The following is a 14943-nucleotide window of genomic DNA, read 5'->3' as shown; positions in this document are numbered from 1 at the left end:
TCCGTCAGTCCGCGGACCCGGGCGCCTCGACCCGTTCGACCTCCTCGACCGGCGGCATGAAGGCGCGCAACCAGCGTTCCGTCTGGGCCACATGGGCCTGCGCGGCACCCGCCGCGGCGACCGGGTCGTGGTCGGCGATGGCGGTGGCCAGGACACGGTGGTCGTCGTCGCTCTTGCGGCGCAGCTCGGGGCCCTCGGGCAGCGTGAAGACCTGGTACTTGCGGCTACGGGCGCGGAAGACGGCGAGGAGGGTCGCCAGGGTGGGGTTGCCCCCCACCCTGGCGATCTCCGCGTGGAAGCGGTGGTCCAGCTCGGACGCCTCGGAGGGATCGCTCGTGGCCTCCATGGCGTCGATCAGGGCGAACAGGGTGCGGACGTTCTCCGGGGTGCGGCGCGCCGCCGCCTGGGCGGCCACATGGGCCTCCAGGACGCGCCGGATCTCGTAGACCTCCAACAGGCCGGAGAGCGGCAGCAGTTCGAGGGTCAGGGAGAGACTGCCGATGACGTCCTCGGGTCGCAGCTGCGAGACGTAGGTGCCCGAGCCGTGCCGGGGCTCGATGACGCCGAGGGCGGCGAGCATGCGGACGGCCTCGCGCAGCGACCCGCGTGAGACGCCCAGTTCCTCGCAGAGCTCGCCCTCGGGCGGGATGCGCTCGCCGGGGCCGAGGCGGCCCGTGCCGATCATGTGCCGTAGGCCGTGGAACGCCTTCTCGACTGCGGACATCCGTCCCCTCTTCCTCCCCGTACGGGCCGGCGGCCGGCCGCCGCACCCCGTTGAGAACTCTAGCGACTTTCCGATGTGTCGGCCGCGTATCACTCAGAAGTCATCTGATGACTTTCACGGTACGACCCCTTGTCTCCCCTCTGAAACGTGTGCAGGATGCCGAGTCATCAGATGTGTCCGGCGGACCGTGATGTTCCGCTGGACCGCCCTGCCCAGATGTGGAGACCTGTGAGCGAGACCGAGGTGACGACCGCACCGCGCCCCCTCCTGCTGGCGGACGGCACGCCCGCCGGCCGGGCGTGGTCACTGGACCCCGACCTCAAGCACCTGAACCACGGCTCCTTCGGGGCCGTCCCGCTGGTGGCCCAGGAGCGCCAGGAACTGCTGCGGGTGGAGATGGAACGCTCCCCCGTGGTGTGGTTCCCGGCCCTTCCGGAGCGGCTCGCGGCCACCCGCGCCCGGCTCGCCGCTTTCCTGCGGGTCGACGCCGGCGACCTCGCCCTCGTGCCGAACGCCAGCGCCGGCGCGAGCGTCGTCTTCGCCGCCCTGACCCTGCGCCCCGGCGGCGAGATCGTCGTCACCGACCACGGCTACGGGGCCGTGACGATGGGGGCCGAGCGGCTGGCCCGCCGCTTCGGCGGACGGGTGCGCACCGCGCACGTGCCGCTCGACGCGGACGAGGAGCGGGCGTACGAGGCCGTCGCCGCCGAGTTCACCGACGCCACGCAGCTCGTGGTCGTCGACCAGATCACCTCGGCGACCGCGCGGCGGCTGCCGGTCGAGCGCATCGGCGCGGAGGCCCGGCGGCGCGGCGTCCCCGTCCTCGTGGACGGCGCCCACGCCCCCGGCCTTCTCGAGGCGCCGCTCGCCGGTGCGACGTACGACTTCTGGACCGGCAACCTGCACAAGTGGGGCTGCGCCCCGCGCGGCACCGCGGCCCTGGTGGCCCGGGGCCCGCTGCGCGAGAGGCTGTACCCCCTCATCGACTCCTGGGCGGCGGCCGAGCCCTTCCCGGACCGCTTCGACCAGCAGGGCACGATCGACGCCACCGCCTACCTGGCGGCGCCGGCGGCCCTGGACTTCGTGGAGCGCACCTGGGGCTGGCCGGCCGCCCGCCGCTACATGGACGAACTCGCCGACTACGGCGCCGCCTTGATCGGTGCCGCGTTCGCCGGGACGGCCGGCGCGGACACGGCCGTCGACGTCGGCATGCCCGTCCCCGGCATGCGTCTGGTGCGGCTGCCGGACGGCCTCGCCGCCGACCGGCTCCAGGCCGACGGGCTGCGCGACCGGGTGGCCCGCGAGCTGGGCGTGGAGGCGGCCTTCACCAGCTTCGGCGGCGCCGGCTTCATGCGGCTGTCCGCGCACGTCTACAACACCGCGGCCGACTACGAGTACTTCGCCGAGGAATGCGTCCCCGTCCTCGGCGCCTGGGCACGAGAGAACACAGGGAAGAGGTCAGCACGATGAGAAGAAGGACGGCGGTCCTCGCGCTCGGCACCGCCACGGCGCTGCTCCTGACCGGCTGCTCCACGATGAGCCCGGACGCGAGCGGAACGGTCACGCTCAACATGGTCGAGAGCCTCACGAACCCGACCCGCACCGCTCTGCTCAAGGACCTCATAGCCGACTTCGAGCAGCAGAACCCCAAGATCAAGGTCAACCTGGTCTCCCCGCCCACCGAGCAGGCCGACCAGAAGCTCCAGCAGATGCTGCAGTCGGGCAGCGGCGTGGATGTCCTGGAGGTCCGCGACATCACCGTCGGACCCTGGTCGAACAACGGCTGGCTGTATGACATGAAGAAGGACCTCGACGGCTGGAAGGGCTGGGAGGCGATGACGGAGAACGCCGTCAACGCCGCCAAGGACACCAAGGGCAGGACGTACTTCGTCCCGTACGGCTTCTACGGGCTGAGCCTCTTCTACCGGACCGACCTCATCGAGAAGGCGGGCTTCGACAAGCCGCCGGCGACCTGGGAGGAGCTGCTGGAGCAGGCGAAGGCCATCCACGACCCGTCCGCGCGGCGCTACGGCTACGCCTTCCGCGGCGGCGCCAACGCCAACAGCAACGCGACCGCCGCCATCGAGGCGTATCTCGCGGACGACGTGGACCCGGCGAACGGCTTCAAGCTGAAGGACGGGCGGACGATCTTCGCCGCGCCCGAGGCCGAGGACGCGATCGATAACTATCTGAAGCTGTTCAAGCAGGCCTCCCCCAAGTCGTCCGTGTCCTGGGGCTATCCGGAGATGGTCGAGGCGTTCTCCAACGGCTCGACGGCGTTCCTGCTCCAGGACCCCGAGGTGATCGCCACGGTGTCGGAGTCGAAGTCGATCTCCAAGGACCAGTGGGGCACCGCGCCCCTGGTGTCGGGTCCCGGCGGCAAGACCGTGCAGCCGCTGGCCACCGCCGGCTGGGGTGTCGCCAAGGGCAGCGGGCACAAGGCCGAGGCCGTGAAGCTGGTGCAGTTCCTGTCCCAGGGCGAGGCGTCGACGTCGTTCACCAAGAAGAACAGCCTGGTGCCCATCCTCAAGTCGGCGACCAGTGACCCCTTCTACAAGTCCGGCCCCTGGGCGAGCTACGTCACGATGACCGAGCAGCCGGACAAGTATCTCGTCGTCACCCAGCCGCGCGGCGTCAGCTGGTGGGCCGAGTGGCAGCAGAAGGCGGACGCCGACGTGCAGAAGCTGGTCCTCGGCAAGACGTCGCCGAAGGAGCTGCTGGCGGGCTGGGACGCGTTCTGGACCGAGAAGTGGCAGCAGGAGCAGTAGACATGCCGGTCACGTCCACCACGCCGTCGAAGACCGCGGCGCCGGCCGAGGGGGCGGCCTCCCGCAAGGGAGGTCTCCCCCGCGGGGGCCGCCGCAAGCGGGAGTTCACCACGCGGCGCGGCCTCGCCATCGCCGCCTATATGGCCCCCGCCGCCCTGTTCGTGGCGGTCTTCACCTACTACCCCATGGTCGCGGGCGGCCAGATGGCCTTCCGCAACTGGAAGCTGACCGACCTCACCGACACCTCCTGGATCGGGCTGCGGAACTTCGCCGACGTCTTCGCCGACCCCGCCTGGGGGACCGTCCTCGGCAACACCGCCGTGTGGGTGGTCGGTTCGATCGTCCCGCAGCTGGTGATCGGCTTCGCGCTCGCGCTGTGGCTGCGCCGCCGCTTCGTCCTCCGCGGGCTGTACCAGGCGCTGATCTTCTTCCCGTGGGCGATCTCCGGGTTCCTCATCGGCATCCTGTTCCGCTGGATGTTCAACAGCGAGTTCGGCGTCGTGAACGACCTGCTGCAGAAGGCCGGTCTGATCGACGAGCCGATCGCCTGGCTGGCGGACCCGGACACGGCGATGGTCGCGGTGCTCGTCGCGAACGTCTGGTACGGCGTCACCTTCTTCGCGATCATGATCCTGGCCGCGCTCCAGTCGATCCCCGACGAGCTGTACGAGGCGGCCGCACTGGACGGCGCCGGCAAGGCGCGCACGCTGTTCCGGATCACCATTCCCTACATCCGCACCACGCTGGCGCTGACCGTGCTGCTGCGGGTGATCTGGATCTTCAACTTCCCGGACCTGATCTTCGGCATGACCGGCGGCGGCCCGAACAACGAGACGCACATCGTGACCACCTGGATGATCAAGATCACTCAGCAGGGCGACTACGGCAGGGCGTCCGCGCTCGGCCTCCTCGTGGTGGCCGCGCTGCTGGTGTTCGCCGTGTTCTTCCTGATGGCCACGCGTGAGAAGAAGGGGGCGAGGGCGTGATCGGCAAGGAGTCCACGGCCGGCCGGGCCGTCAAGTTCGTCTTCCTCGGCGGGTGGCTGCTCTTCACCGTCTTCCCGCTCTACTGGATCGCCGTGACCTCGCTGAAGGCGCCCGGGGACATCTTCCACTTCCCGCTGGCGTACTGGCCCGAGCACTTCTCGCTGGAGAACTACAGCGGTCTGTTCGGCACGGCGGACTTCGGGACGTACCTGACCAACAGCCTGATCGTCTCGCTGGTGGCCGGGGCGACCGCGACGGCGATCTCCATGCTCTCGGCGTATGTGCTGGCCCGCTTCGAGTTCCGCACCAAGTCGGCGCTGCTCATGGCGGCGCTGGTGACCCAGATGATCCCGTCGTTCATCGCCCTGGGCCCGCTGTACCTGCTGATGACGGACTTGCGCCTGGTCGACAACCGCTTCGGGCTGATCCTCGTCTACATCGCGGTGTGCATCCCGTTCTGCACGGTGATGCTGCGGGGGTTCTTCGAGAACATCCCGGACGCCCTGGAGGAGGCCGCCATGATCGACGGCCTGTCGCGGTTCTCGGCGCTGTTCCGGGTGCTGCTGCCGGTGATGCGGCCGGGCATCGTCGCCGCGTTCATCTTCAACTTCGTGAACTGCTGGAACGAGCTCTTCCTGTCGGTGACGCTGATGAACAGCGACGCGAACAAGACGGTGCCGACGGCGCTGAACGGGTTCATCTCCAGCTTCAACATCGACTGGGGCTCGATGTCGGCGGCGGCCGTGCTCACGATCCTGCCCACCATGCTGCTGTTCGCCTTCGCCAGCCGCCACATCGTCCAGGGGCTGACGTCGGGCGCGGTCAAGGGGTGAGGGGAGCGCGCGCACCGGGACACGCGACCGCCGTGTGAGACATCTCCCGGCTGGCTACTCGGGAGGCCGGGAGGTTGGGACCACAGCCTCTTGGGTTTCCCGGGGCCTTACCCGCCCCGGGAAACCTCAAGAACCACCCACCCGGAATGCCGGGGACTCCCCTGCGGCAAAACCTTCCGTGTACCGCGCCGAACGCTTTTCACACCTCTTCACGGCCCTCGATTCCGGCCCGCCGGAACTGCGGGATCCGGCTTTTGTTGTCGCCCGGCAACTGAGTTAACCTTCACCGGATCTTTTCCTCCAGCGGGTCTCCGCGAACTGCGGAAACCGGCTGGTGACCAGGCCCTTCACAGGGCCGGCGCGGTTCCGAGTCCTCGGTGCGGGGGCTCTTGGGGAGCGGAACGAGGGTGCGCATGACGAGCAAGACGACCGAGGCCGTCGAGACCGGCCCGGGTGAGCAGGAGCTGCGGCAGCTGCTGGCCGGTCTGACCGCCGTTCGCGACGGCGATTTCGGCACCCGGCTGCCGTCCGACGGCGAGGGCCTGCTCGGCGACATCGCCAACGTGTTCAACGGCATGGTCGACCAGCTGTCCGTGTTCACCTCCGAGGTGACGCGGGTGGCGCGCGAGGTCGGCACCGAGGGCACCCTGGGCGGCCAGGCGGAGGTGCCCGGTGTCTCGGGCACCTGGGCGGACCTCACCGACTCCGTCAACGCCATGGCGGGCAACCTCACCACCCAGGTGCGTGACATCGCGCAGGTCGCCACGGCGGTCGCCAAGGGCGATCTGTCGCAGAAGGTCGACGTGCCGGCGCGGGGCGAGATCCTCCAGCTGAAGGAGACCGTCAACACGATGGTCGACCAGCTGTCCGCGTTCGCCGACGAGGTCACCCGCGTCGCCCGCGAGGTCGGCAGCGAGGGCCGGCTCGGCGGCCAGGCCCAGGTGCCCGGCGTCGGCGGTGTGTGGCGCGACCTGACCGACTCGGTCAACTTCATGGCGGGCAACCTGACGTCCCAGGTCCGCAACATCGCCCAGGTGACGACGGCGGTCGCGCAGGGCGACCTCTCGCAGAAGATCACCGTCGACGCGCGCGGCGAGATCCTCCAGCTGAAGAACACCATCAACACGATGGTCGACCAGCTCTCCGCCTTCGGTGACGAGGTCACCCGCGTCGCCCGCGAGGTCGGCACCGAGGGCCGGCTCGGCGGGCAGGCGGACGTCAAGGGCGTCAAGGGCACCTGGCGGGACCTCACGGACTCCGTGAACTTCATGGCGGGCAACCTCACCGCGCAGGTCCGCAACGTCGCCCAGGTCGCCACGGCGGTCGCGCAGGGCGACCTCTCCCAGAAGATCACCGTGGACGCGCGCGGCGAGATCCTGGAGCTCAAGACCACCATCAACACGATGGTCGACCAGCTCTCCGCCTTCGCCGACGAGGTCACCCGCGTCGCCCGCGAGGTCGGCACCGAGGGCAACCTCGGCGGGCAGGCCATCGTCCGGGGCGTCTCGGGCACCTGGAAGGACCTCACGGACAACGTCAACGTGATGGCGTCCAACCTGACCGGTCAGGTCCGCTCGATCGCGAAGGTCGCCACGGCGGTCGCGCGCGGCGACCTGTCGCAGAAGATCACCGTCGAGGCCAAGGGCGAGGTCGCGGCCCTCGCGGACGTCATCAACACGATGGTCGACACGCTGTCCGCGTTCGCCGACGAGGTCACCCGTGTCGCCCGCGAGGTCGGCACCGAGGGACGCCTCGGCGGCCAGGCGCACGTGCCGAACGTGGCCGGCACCTGGAAGGACCTCACCGACAACGTCAACTCGATGGCGAACAACCTGACCGGTCAGGTCCGCAACATCGCCCTGGTGACGACGGCGGTGGCCAACGGCGACCTGTCGAAGAAGATCGACGTCGACGCCCGCGGCGAGATCCTGGAGCTCAAGACCACCATCAACACGATGGTCGACCAGCTGTCGTCGTTCGCCGCCGAGGTCACCCGTGTCGCCCGCGAGGTCGGCAGCGAGGGCCGGCTCGGCGGCCAGGCGGAGGTCGAGGGCGTCGAGGGCACCTGGAAGCGGCTGACGGAGAACGTCAACGAGCTGGCGGGGAACCTGACCCGCCAGGTCCGGGCCATCGCCGAGGTGGCCAGCGCGGTCGCCGAGGGCGACCTGACCCGCTCGATCACCGTGGAGGCGTCCGGCGAGGTCGCCGAGCTGAAGGACAACATCAACTCCATGGTGGGCTCGCTGCGGGAGACCACGCGCGCCAACCAGGAGCAGGACTGGCTGAAGACCAACCTGGCCCGGATCTCCGGTCTGATGCAGGGCCACCGGGACCTGCCGGTCGTCGCCGAGCTCATCATGGACGAGCTCGCCCCGCTGGTCTCCGCGCAGTACGGCGCCTTCTACGCGGCCGAGGACACCGACCGCGGCCCGGAGCTGCGGCTCGTGGGGTCGTACGGCTACCCCGACGCCACCGACCGGCCGGAGCGCATCCGGGTGGGCCGCTCGCTGCTCGGGCAGGCGGCCCGCAACCGCCGTACCGTCAGCGTCGAGGAGCTGCCGGCGGACTACGTGACCATCTCCTCCGCCCTCGGGCAGACGGTCCCGCGCGCCCTGGTGGTGCTGCCGATCGTGGTCGAGGACCAGGTGCTCGGCGTGATCGAGCTGGCCTCGGTCACCCGCTTCACCCAGATCCACCAGGACTTCCTGGCCCAGCTCATGCCGACCATCGGCGTCAACCTGAACACCATCGTGGCCAACGCGCGCACCGACGAGCTGCTGGAGGAGTCGCAGCGCCTGACGGCCGAACTCCAGGAGCGCTCCGAGGAGTTGCAGGTGCAGCAGGACGAACTCCAGCGCTCCAACGCGGAGCTGGAGGAGAAGGCGTCCCTGCTGGCCTCGCAGAACCGCGACATCGAGGCGAAGAACCTCCAGATCGAGCAGGCCCGTCAGGAGCTGGAGACCCGCGCCCAGGAGCTGGCGCTGGCCTCCAAGTACAAGTCGGAGTTCCTGGCGAACATGAGCCACGAGCTGCGCACCCCGCTCAACAGCCTGCTGATCCTGGCCCAGTTGCTGGCGCAGAACCCGTCGCGCAACCTCACGCCGAAGCAGGTGGAGTACGCGGGCATCATCCACTCCGCCGGTTCGGACCTGCTCCAGCTGATCAACGACATCCTCGATCTGTCGAAGGTCGAGGCGGGCAAGATGGACGTCACGCCGGAGCGGGTCCCGCTGCGCGAGCTGCTGGAGTACGTCGAGGCGACGTTCCGCCCGATGACGACGCAGAAGAGCCTGGAGTTCACCGTGGCGACCGCGCCGGGCACACCGGCCGATCTGCTCACGGACGGCTCCCGGCTGCGGCAGGTGCTGCGCAACCTGCTGTCCAACGCGGTGAAGTTCACCGAGCAGGGCGGTGTCGAGCTGCGGATCGAGCCGGCCGCGGACCTCGAGGTGCCGATGGGGGTCCTGCGGGGCGGCCCGGTCGTGGCGTTCCGGGTCAAGGACACCGGCATCGGCATCCCCAAGCAGCAACTGGAGACGATCTTCGGGGCGTTCCAGCAGGCGGACGGCACGACGAGCCGCAAGTACGGCGGCACCGGCCTGGGGCTGTCCATCACCCGGGAGATCGCGCATCTGCTCGGCGGCGCGGTCATGGTGGAGTCCACCCCCGGCCAGGGCAGCACGTTCACCCTCTACCTGCCCGTCGCGCGGGCCGACTTCGAGGGCATGCTCGACGGAACGGCCCGGGCTCTGGAGCAGCAGGACAAGGCGGCGGAGCTGCCGCCGGCCGCGGCCTCGGAGGCGTCGTCCGTGAAGGCGCCCGAGCAGCGCAGACGCCGGCTGCTCGTCGTGGAGGGCCGCACCCGCGGCCTGCTCTCGCTGGTCGCCGAGCGCGCCGTCGCGGACATCGCGCCGGACGCCGACGACCGGCTCGGCGCGATCGACATCATCACGGCCGTCGGGGCGCAGGAGGCGGCGAGCACCCTGGCCGCCGAGCCCTGCCACTGCGTCGTCCTCGAGCTCGGCATGGCCGACGAGGAGGGGGCGCGGCTGCTGCAGGCCATGGAGGGCGACTCGGCGCTGGCGAGCGTGCCGGTGCTGGTGCACACCGGTCACCACGTGGACCAGGCGCAGGAGCAGGCGCTGCGCTCCCGGGCGAGCGGCCGGCCGCTGGACTTCCTGTCCAGCCTGGACGAGCTGCGCGAGCGCATCACGCTGCACCTGTCGGCCGAGGAGCCGGGGGACGTGCTCCAGCTGGTGCGTCCCGAGGAGCCGCAGCACGCCATCACCCAGGTCGTCGACAGCGCGTTCGCGGGCCGTACGGTGCTGGTGGTGGACGACGACGCGCGCAACCTGTTCGCGCTGAGCGGGGCGCTGGAGCTGCACGGCTTCCAGGTCCTGCACGCCGACAACGGCCGCCGGGGCATCGAGACGCTGCTCGCCCACCCGGACGTCTCGCTGGTCCTGATGGACGTGATGATGCCGGAGATGGACGGCTACACGGCGACCGCCGAGATCCGTGCGATGCCGCAGTACGCGGATCTGCCGATCATCGCCGTCACCGCGAAGGCGATGCCGGGCGACCAGGAGAAGAGCCTGGCGTCCGGGGCGAACGACTACGTCACCAAGCCCGTGGACACCAACGACCTCATCGGTCGCGTCCAGCGCTGGCTGTCGCCCTGACGGGCGGTCGTACCGCCGCGCGCACCAGCCGACCGCCCGGCGTCCCCGGACGTCCCCGCCGACGAACAGGTCCACCGTGAGCCATCCTCTTCAGCCGACCGAGCCGGAGTCCACCGGCGCTCCCGGCACCGAGCCGCTGCCGCCCGACGCGGGGCACGGCACCCTGGCCGTCCCCGACGACGACCTCGCGGAGGTCGAGGTGGCGGCCGGGGACGCCGACGACGTCCAGCGCTCCCCCGTCGGCAGACTCGCGGTGACGGTGGAGCGGCTGCGCCGGGAGGTGCGGGAGGCGCACGCCGAGGCGGACGGGCGGGCCCTGATCGAGCTGGCCAAGGGCATCCTCGTGGAGCGGCTGGGATGCGGTCCCGCGCAGGCGGCCCGCCAGCTCGCCGAGCTGACCGAGCAGGCGGGCATGTCCCCGTTGGCGTTCGCCGTCGAGGTCATCAACCAGGCGGCACGGGACCGGGTCGCGGAGGTCACCAACGCGTTCCTCGCGAGCACGGCCGGTGGCGCGGGGGACGCCGACGCGTCCTCCGCGGTGCGGCTGCGGGCCGCCGAGAGCGGTGCGCTGGCCGCCCACGACGCGCAGGCCGTGGCCGAGTCGCTGATGGAGCACGCGCTGCGGCCGATCGGCGCGGAGGCCGTGGCCATCTGGGCGCTGGGCTCCGACGGCTCGCTGACCCTGGCGGGCAGCGCCGGGTTCTCGGCGGCGGAGGCGGGGCGCTGGCGGTACGTCCCGCCGGGCGTGGCGACCGTGGCGCGGCGTGGGCTGGGTGAGCGTTCCGGGCACTGGATCGGCTGTCTGTCCGACACCCAGGTGCCCTCCATCGGCCAGCACGTCCATCCGGACGGCGGCCGGGCGGCCGTACCGGCGGGCACGGGCGGCCGGATCCACGGGGTGCTGGAGATCGTGTGGCCGGGGCCGATCGAGCCGCAGTCCCCGCAGATCGTCCGGCAGGTGGAGGCGCTGGCCGAGCTGTGCGCGCACACGCTGGAGACGTCGACGCCGCCCCGCGCGGGCGACGAGTGGCGTCCGGGGGTGCTGCCGGACGTGGCCGAGCTGATGGACCTGGCCGACGGCCTGCACGATCCGGCGCTGGTGCTGCTGCCGTACCTGGACGCGGACGGGGAGCTGGTCGACTTCCGCATCCACCACGTCAACAGCCGTTTCCTGGACCCGAGCGGCCGTCCCCGGAGCGTCGTCAGCGGTTCGCTGCTGCTGGAGGCGTATCCGATGGCCGCCGGGGAGAGCGAGCTGTTCGACCAGGTCGAGCGGGTCTACGCCACGGGTGAGCCGTTCCGGGCCCGGCGGATGCGGCTGACCGCGCTGGTGGACGAGGTGCCGCTGGCGGCGGTGGCGGACATCCACGCGAGCCGGCACGGCGGCTGTGTCCTGCTGATCTGGCGCATGGAGGACGAGACGGCACGGCTGGCGAGCCTCCTGCAGCACGCGCAGCGCCTCGGCCGGATCGGCGGGTTCGAGGAGAACCTGATCACCGGTGAGATCACCTGGAACGGGCAGTTGTACGACCTGTACGGCAAGCCGCCGTCCGACGGCCCGATCCCGCTGGAGAACCTGCCGGCGCACGCCCACCCGGACGACGCGGTGCCCATCGGGCGGTTCCTGCGCACGCTGCTGCACCACGGGCGGCCCGCCTCGACGGCGTTCCGGCTGCAGCGTCCGGACGGCGTGACCCGGCACATCCGTGTGGTGGCCGAGCCGGAACTGGACACCGACGGCCGGCTGTTCGTCGTCCGGGGCGCCTACCAGGACATCTCGGCGCACCACTGGACGGAGGTGGCGCTGGCCGCGACGCGGGACCAGCTCGCCCACTCCGAGCAGCAGGCCAGCGAGCGCAACCGGCTGGCCCTGCAGCTCCAGCACGCGATCATGCCGCCCACGCAGGCCCCGCTGGACGCCCCGGGGCTGCGGGTGGCGGTGCGCTACCGGCCGGCGGAGACCCAGCACCTGGTGGGCGGCGACTGGTACGACGCGGTCGTGCTGCCGTCGCGGCTGGTGCTGCTGTGCGTCGGGGACGTCGCGGGGCACGGCATAGACGCCGCGACCAGCATGGTGGTGCTGCGCAACGCCCTGCGGGGTCTCGCGGTGACGGGCGCCGGGCCCGCGCAGCTGCTGTCCTGGCTCAACATGGTCGTCCACCATCTGACGGGCGGGGTCACGGCGACGGCGGTGTGCGCCCTGTACGACCCGGAGCGGCACACGCTGCGCTGGGCCCGGGCCGGGCATCTGCCGCCCGTCCTGGTGCGCGGCACCGAGGCCAGCCCGCTGCCGCTGGTCAAGGGCCTGCTGCTGGGCGCCGTGCCGGAGGCGACGTACGAGGAGGGCGAGGTCCAGCTGGCCGTCGACGACACCCTGCTGATGTACACGGACGGCCTGATCGAGCGGCGGGACCGGTCCGTCGAGGAGTCGCTGACGCAGCTGCTGGTGGCCGCGCGGACGGTGCCGCCGACGCTGGAGCAGCAGCTGGACCGGCTGCTCACGTACAGCAGGTCCGACACGGACGACGACACCTGCATCGTCGGGGTGCGCGTGGGCTGAGCGCCGTGGACCGGCCGGGTGCCGCTCACCCGACCGGTCCACCGGGCGGTGGTCCGATCAGTGAATGAAACGCGTGTCACAGGTCTGCGAGGGCGAAAGCAGGGCACCTGAACTCCTACTTCACCCCTTTCGGAAGAGGAGTTGCGAACATGGCGAAGGACCTCACCCCCAAGTACACGGTGCCGGGCATCGAGCGCGAGGCGGCGGGGCGGCTCATCGACGTCCTGCGCCTGCGGCTGCACGCCCTCAACGACCTCCACCTCACCCTGAAGCACGTGCACTGGAACGTGGTGGGCCCGCACTTCATCGCCGTGCACCAGATGATCGACCCGCAGGTCGACCGGGTGCGCGACATGGCCGACGACGCGGCGGAGCGCATCGCGGCGCTCGGCGGGGTCGCGCAGGGCACGCCGGGCTCCCTGGTCAAGGAGCGCACCTGGGACGACTACTCGATCGGCCGGGAGGACGCCCTGGCGCACCTCGGTGCCCTCGACCTCGTCTACACCGGTGTGATCGAGGACGTCCGTGAGGCCATCAAGGTCGTCGGGGAGATCGACCCGGCCACGGAGGACCTGCTCATCGAGCACCTGCGGGACCTGGAGCAGTTCCAGTGGTTCGTCCGGGCCCACCTGGAGAACGCGGGCGGCACGCTGACCACGGCGCGGGCCGGTACGGAGACGGAGGCGGCGGAGGCCGCCAAGCGCTGACCCGTGTGGGCGGGCGCTCTCGTCCGTGCCCCTGATCCCGTTCGGCGAAGAGCCCCGGTCGCGACACGCGCGGCCGGGGCTCTTCCGCGCGCTCAGGTGCTCCGGGGCGCGTCGAGACGGGACAGCCAGGTGGTCAGGAGCGTCTCCAGCGTGTCGGCCTCGGCGGGCGACAGCAGGTCCAGCAGCCGCCGTTCGTTGCGCATGTGGTCGGTGAACGCCCGGTCGATCAGTTCCCGCCCGGCGGGGGTGAGCGCCACGATCCTGCCCCGCTGGTCGTCGGCGGAGCGGCGGCGGGTGACGAGTCCGGCGCGCTCCAGCCGGTCGATGCGCTTCGTCATGGCGCCGGTGGTGACCATGGTGTGCGCGGCGAGTTCGCCCGGTGCCCGCTCGTAGGGCTCCCCCGCGCGGCGCAGTGCGCACAGCACGTCGAACTCGCCCTCGCCGAGCCCGTAGTGGCCGTAGACGAGGGCGAGTTCCTCGGTCAGCCGGTCGGCGAGGCGGTGCAGCCGGCCGATCACGCCCTGGGGGCGGACGTCCAGGTCGGGCCGTTCGCGGCGCCACTCGGCCTGGATGCGGGCGACACGGTCCGGGGATTCAGCGGGTTCCATCCCTCCATATTAGCTTCCTGGGAAGCTATATTGTCTTCCATGGAAGCCAATATGCGGTGGGTGTCGATCACCGCGATCGCGCCGGTGGCCTGGGGGGCCAACTACTACGTCACGCACGCGTACCTGCCGGCCGACCGGCCGCTGTACGGGGCGGCCCTGCGGGCCCTGCCCGCGGGACTCGTGCTGCTGGCCCTGTGCCGCAGACGTCCGCGCGGGGCGTGGTGGGGGCGCGCGGCGATATTGGGCCTGCTCAACGTGAGCGTGTTCTTCGTCCTCGTGTACGCCGCCTCCCAGCTGCTGCCGACGAGCGTCGCGTCCACGGTGATGGCGGCGTCCCCGCTGGCCATGATGCTGATCGCCTGGTCCCTGGTGTCCGAGCGGCCCGGGATCACGCATCTGGCCGGTGCGGCGACCGGGCTGGCGGGGGTCTGCCTCATGGTGCTGACGGGCGGCGAGTCGGTGAGCGTGCCGGGCGTGCTCGCCTCGGCGGCGGCGATGCTGGTCTCCGCCTTCGGCCACACCCTGACGAAGCGGTGGAGCGCGGACGTCGACGTCCTCGCCGCCACCGCCTGGCAGCTCACGGCAGGTGGCGTGCTGCTGCTCCCGCTCGCCGCGGCGGTCGAGGGAGGCCCGCCCGCGCTCTCCGGGTCCGCGCTGCTCGCCTTCGCGTTCACGGGCCTGGTGGCCACCGCGCTCGCCTTCGTCGCCTGGTTCTCCGGGCTGCGTCATCTGCCGGCGGGGACCGTGGGCCTGATCGGGCTGCTCAACCCGGTCACCGGTGTGCTGCTCGGCGTCGCGGTCGCCGGGGAGGCCCTGACCCTCCAGCAGTGCGGCGGACTCGTCCTCGTCCTCCTGGGGGTCGCGCTGGGCCGCCCCCGGCCGCCCGCCCCGGCACCGGCGCCCCCGGGACGTTACATCCGGGCGGGACTGGGTACTCGACAAGGCCGCTCCGCGCACGGGGCCGCTCCGGCCGAGATTGACGGGCCGTGTGGCGGGCTGCGAGGCTCGGGGAGAAGGTGAACGATTTGACGTCGAACGAAGGGTGATCAGGTCCGTATGACGCGGAGCTGACGAA

General features: G+C 71.2%; 10 protein-coding genes. 8 read left to right on the top strand and 2 right to left on the bottom strand.

Annotated elements, in window-relative coordinates; all coding sequences use genetic code 11:
- Window positions 1–4: 4 nt before the first annotated feature.
- Complete coding sequence (locus F8R89_RS34160) at window positions 5–724, bottom strand: FadR/GntR family transcriptional regulator (RefSeq protein WP_151787636.1); 720 nt, start codon at window positions 722–724, stop codon at window positions 5–7.
- Window positions 725–952: 228 nt separating this feature from the next.
- On the opposite strand from F8R89_RS34160, the gene F8R89_RS34155 reads away from it, so the two are divergent.
- From F8R89_RS34155 to F8R89_RS34125, 7 genes are all read left to right on the top strand, one after another.
- Window positions 953–2194, top strand: a complete 1242-nt coding sequence (locus F8R89_RS34155) for an aminotransferase class V-fold PLP-dependent enzyme (protein WP_151787635.1) — start codon at window positions 953–955, stop codon at window positions 2192–2194.
- Entirely contained in the window at window positions 2191–3492 is a 1302-nt protein-coding gene (locus F8R89_RS34150; RefSeq protein ID WP_151787634.1) for an ABC transporter substrate-binding protein, read from the top strand. The genes F8R89_RS34155 and F8R89_RS34150 overlap by 4 nt, the downstream gene beginning before the upstream one ends.
- 2 nt (window positions 3493–3494) lie before the next feature.
- Window positions 3495–4478: a carbohydrate ABC transporter permease gene (locus F8R89_RS34145; RefSeq protein ID WP_151787633.1), complete on the top strand. Its 984-nt coding sequence runs from the start codon at window positions 3495–3497 to the stop codon at window positions 4476–4478.
- Window positions 4475–5311 carry a carbohydrate ABC transporter permease gene (locus F8R89_RS34140; protein WP_151787632.1) on the top strand — a complete coding sequence of 279 codons (837 nt, stop codon included), beginning with the start codon at window positions 4475–4477 and terminating at the stop codon, window positions 5309–5311. The genes F8R89_RS34145 and F8R89_RS34140 overlap by 4 nt, the downstream gene beginning before the upstream one ends.
- Before the next feature lie 413 nt (window positions 5312–5724).
- Complete coding sequence (locus tag F8R89_RS34135) at window positions 5725–9993, top strand: HAMP domain-containing protein (protein WP_151787631.1); 4269 nt, start codon at window positions 5725–5727, stop codon at window positions 9991–9993.
- Between the two features lie 76 nt (window positions 9994–10069).
- Window positions 10070–12553 (top strand): SpoIIE family protein phosphatase, encoded by a 2484-nt coding sequence (locus tag F8R89_RS34130; protein WP_151787630.1) that lies wholly within the window; start codon window positions 10070–10072, stop codon window positions 12551–12553.
- A gap of 149 nt (window positions 12554–12702) precedes the next feature.
- Window positions 12703–13260: a Dps family protein gene (locus tag F8R89_RS34125; RefSeq protein WP_151787629.1), complete on the top strand. Its 558-nt coding sequence runs from the start codon at window positions 12703–12705 to the stop codon at window positions 13258–13260.
- Window positions 13261–13352: 92 nt separating this feature from the next.
- Here the strand turns inward: F8R89_RS34125 and F8R89_RS34120 are convergent, their stop codons facing one another.
- Complete coding sequence (locus F8R89_RS34120; protein ID WP_151787628.1) at window positions 13353–13868, bottom strand: MarR family winged helix-turn-helix transcriptional regulator; 516 nt, start codon at window positions 13866–13868, stop codon at window positions 13353–13355.
- A 39-nt stretch (window positions 13869–13907) separates the two neighbouring features.
- On the opposite strand from F8R89_RS34120, the gene F8R89_RS34115 reads away from it, so the two are divergent.
- Complete coding sequence (locus F8R89_RS34115; protein WP_192806306.1) at window positions 13908–14888, top strand: EamA family transporter; 981 nt, start codon at window positions 13908–13910, stop codon at window positions 14886–14888.
- The last annotated feature ends 55 nt before the right edge of the window (window positions 14889–14943 follow it).

The organism is Streptomyces sp. SS1-1, assembly GCF_008973465.1.
Classification (GTDB): Bacteria; Actinomycetota; Actinomycetes; order Streptomycetales; family Streptomycetaceae; genus Streptomyces.
Note: the sequence above shows the minus strand (reverse complement) of the source record. Positions and strands in the feature narration are given on the sequence as shown.

Excerpts from the sequence above, each read along its gene's own strand:
- F8R89_RS34160 (WP_151787636.1), bottom strand. The coding sequence starts at position 724 with ATGTCCGCAGTCGAGAAGGCGTTCCACGGCCTACGGCACATGATCGGC.
- F8R89_RS34150 (WP_151787634.1), top strand. The coding sequence starts at position 2,191 with ATGAGAAGAAGGACGGCGGTCCTCGCGCTCGGCACCGCCACGGCGCTG.
- F8R89_RS34145 (WP_151787633.1), top strand. The coding sequence starts at position 3,495 with ATGCCGGTCACGTCCACCACGCCGTCGAAGACCGCGGCGCCGGCCGAG.
- F8R89_RS34135 (WP_151787631.1), top strand. The coding sequence starts at position 5,725 with ATGACGAGCAAGACGACCGAGGCCGTCGAGACCGGCCCGGGTGAGCAG.
- F8R89_RS34125 (WP_151787629.1), top strand. The coding sequence starts at position 12,703 with ATGGCGAAGGACCTCACCCCCAAGTACACGGTGCCGGGCATCGAGCGC.
- F8R89_RS34120 (WP_151787628.1), bottom strand. The coding sequence starts at position 13,868 with ATGGAACCCGCTGAATCCCCGGACCGTGTCGCCCGCATCCAGGCCGAG.
- F8R89_RS34115 (WP_192806306.1), top strand. The coding sequence starts at position 13,908 with ATGGAAGCCAATATGCGGTGGGTGTCGATCACCGCGATCGCGCCGGTG.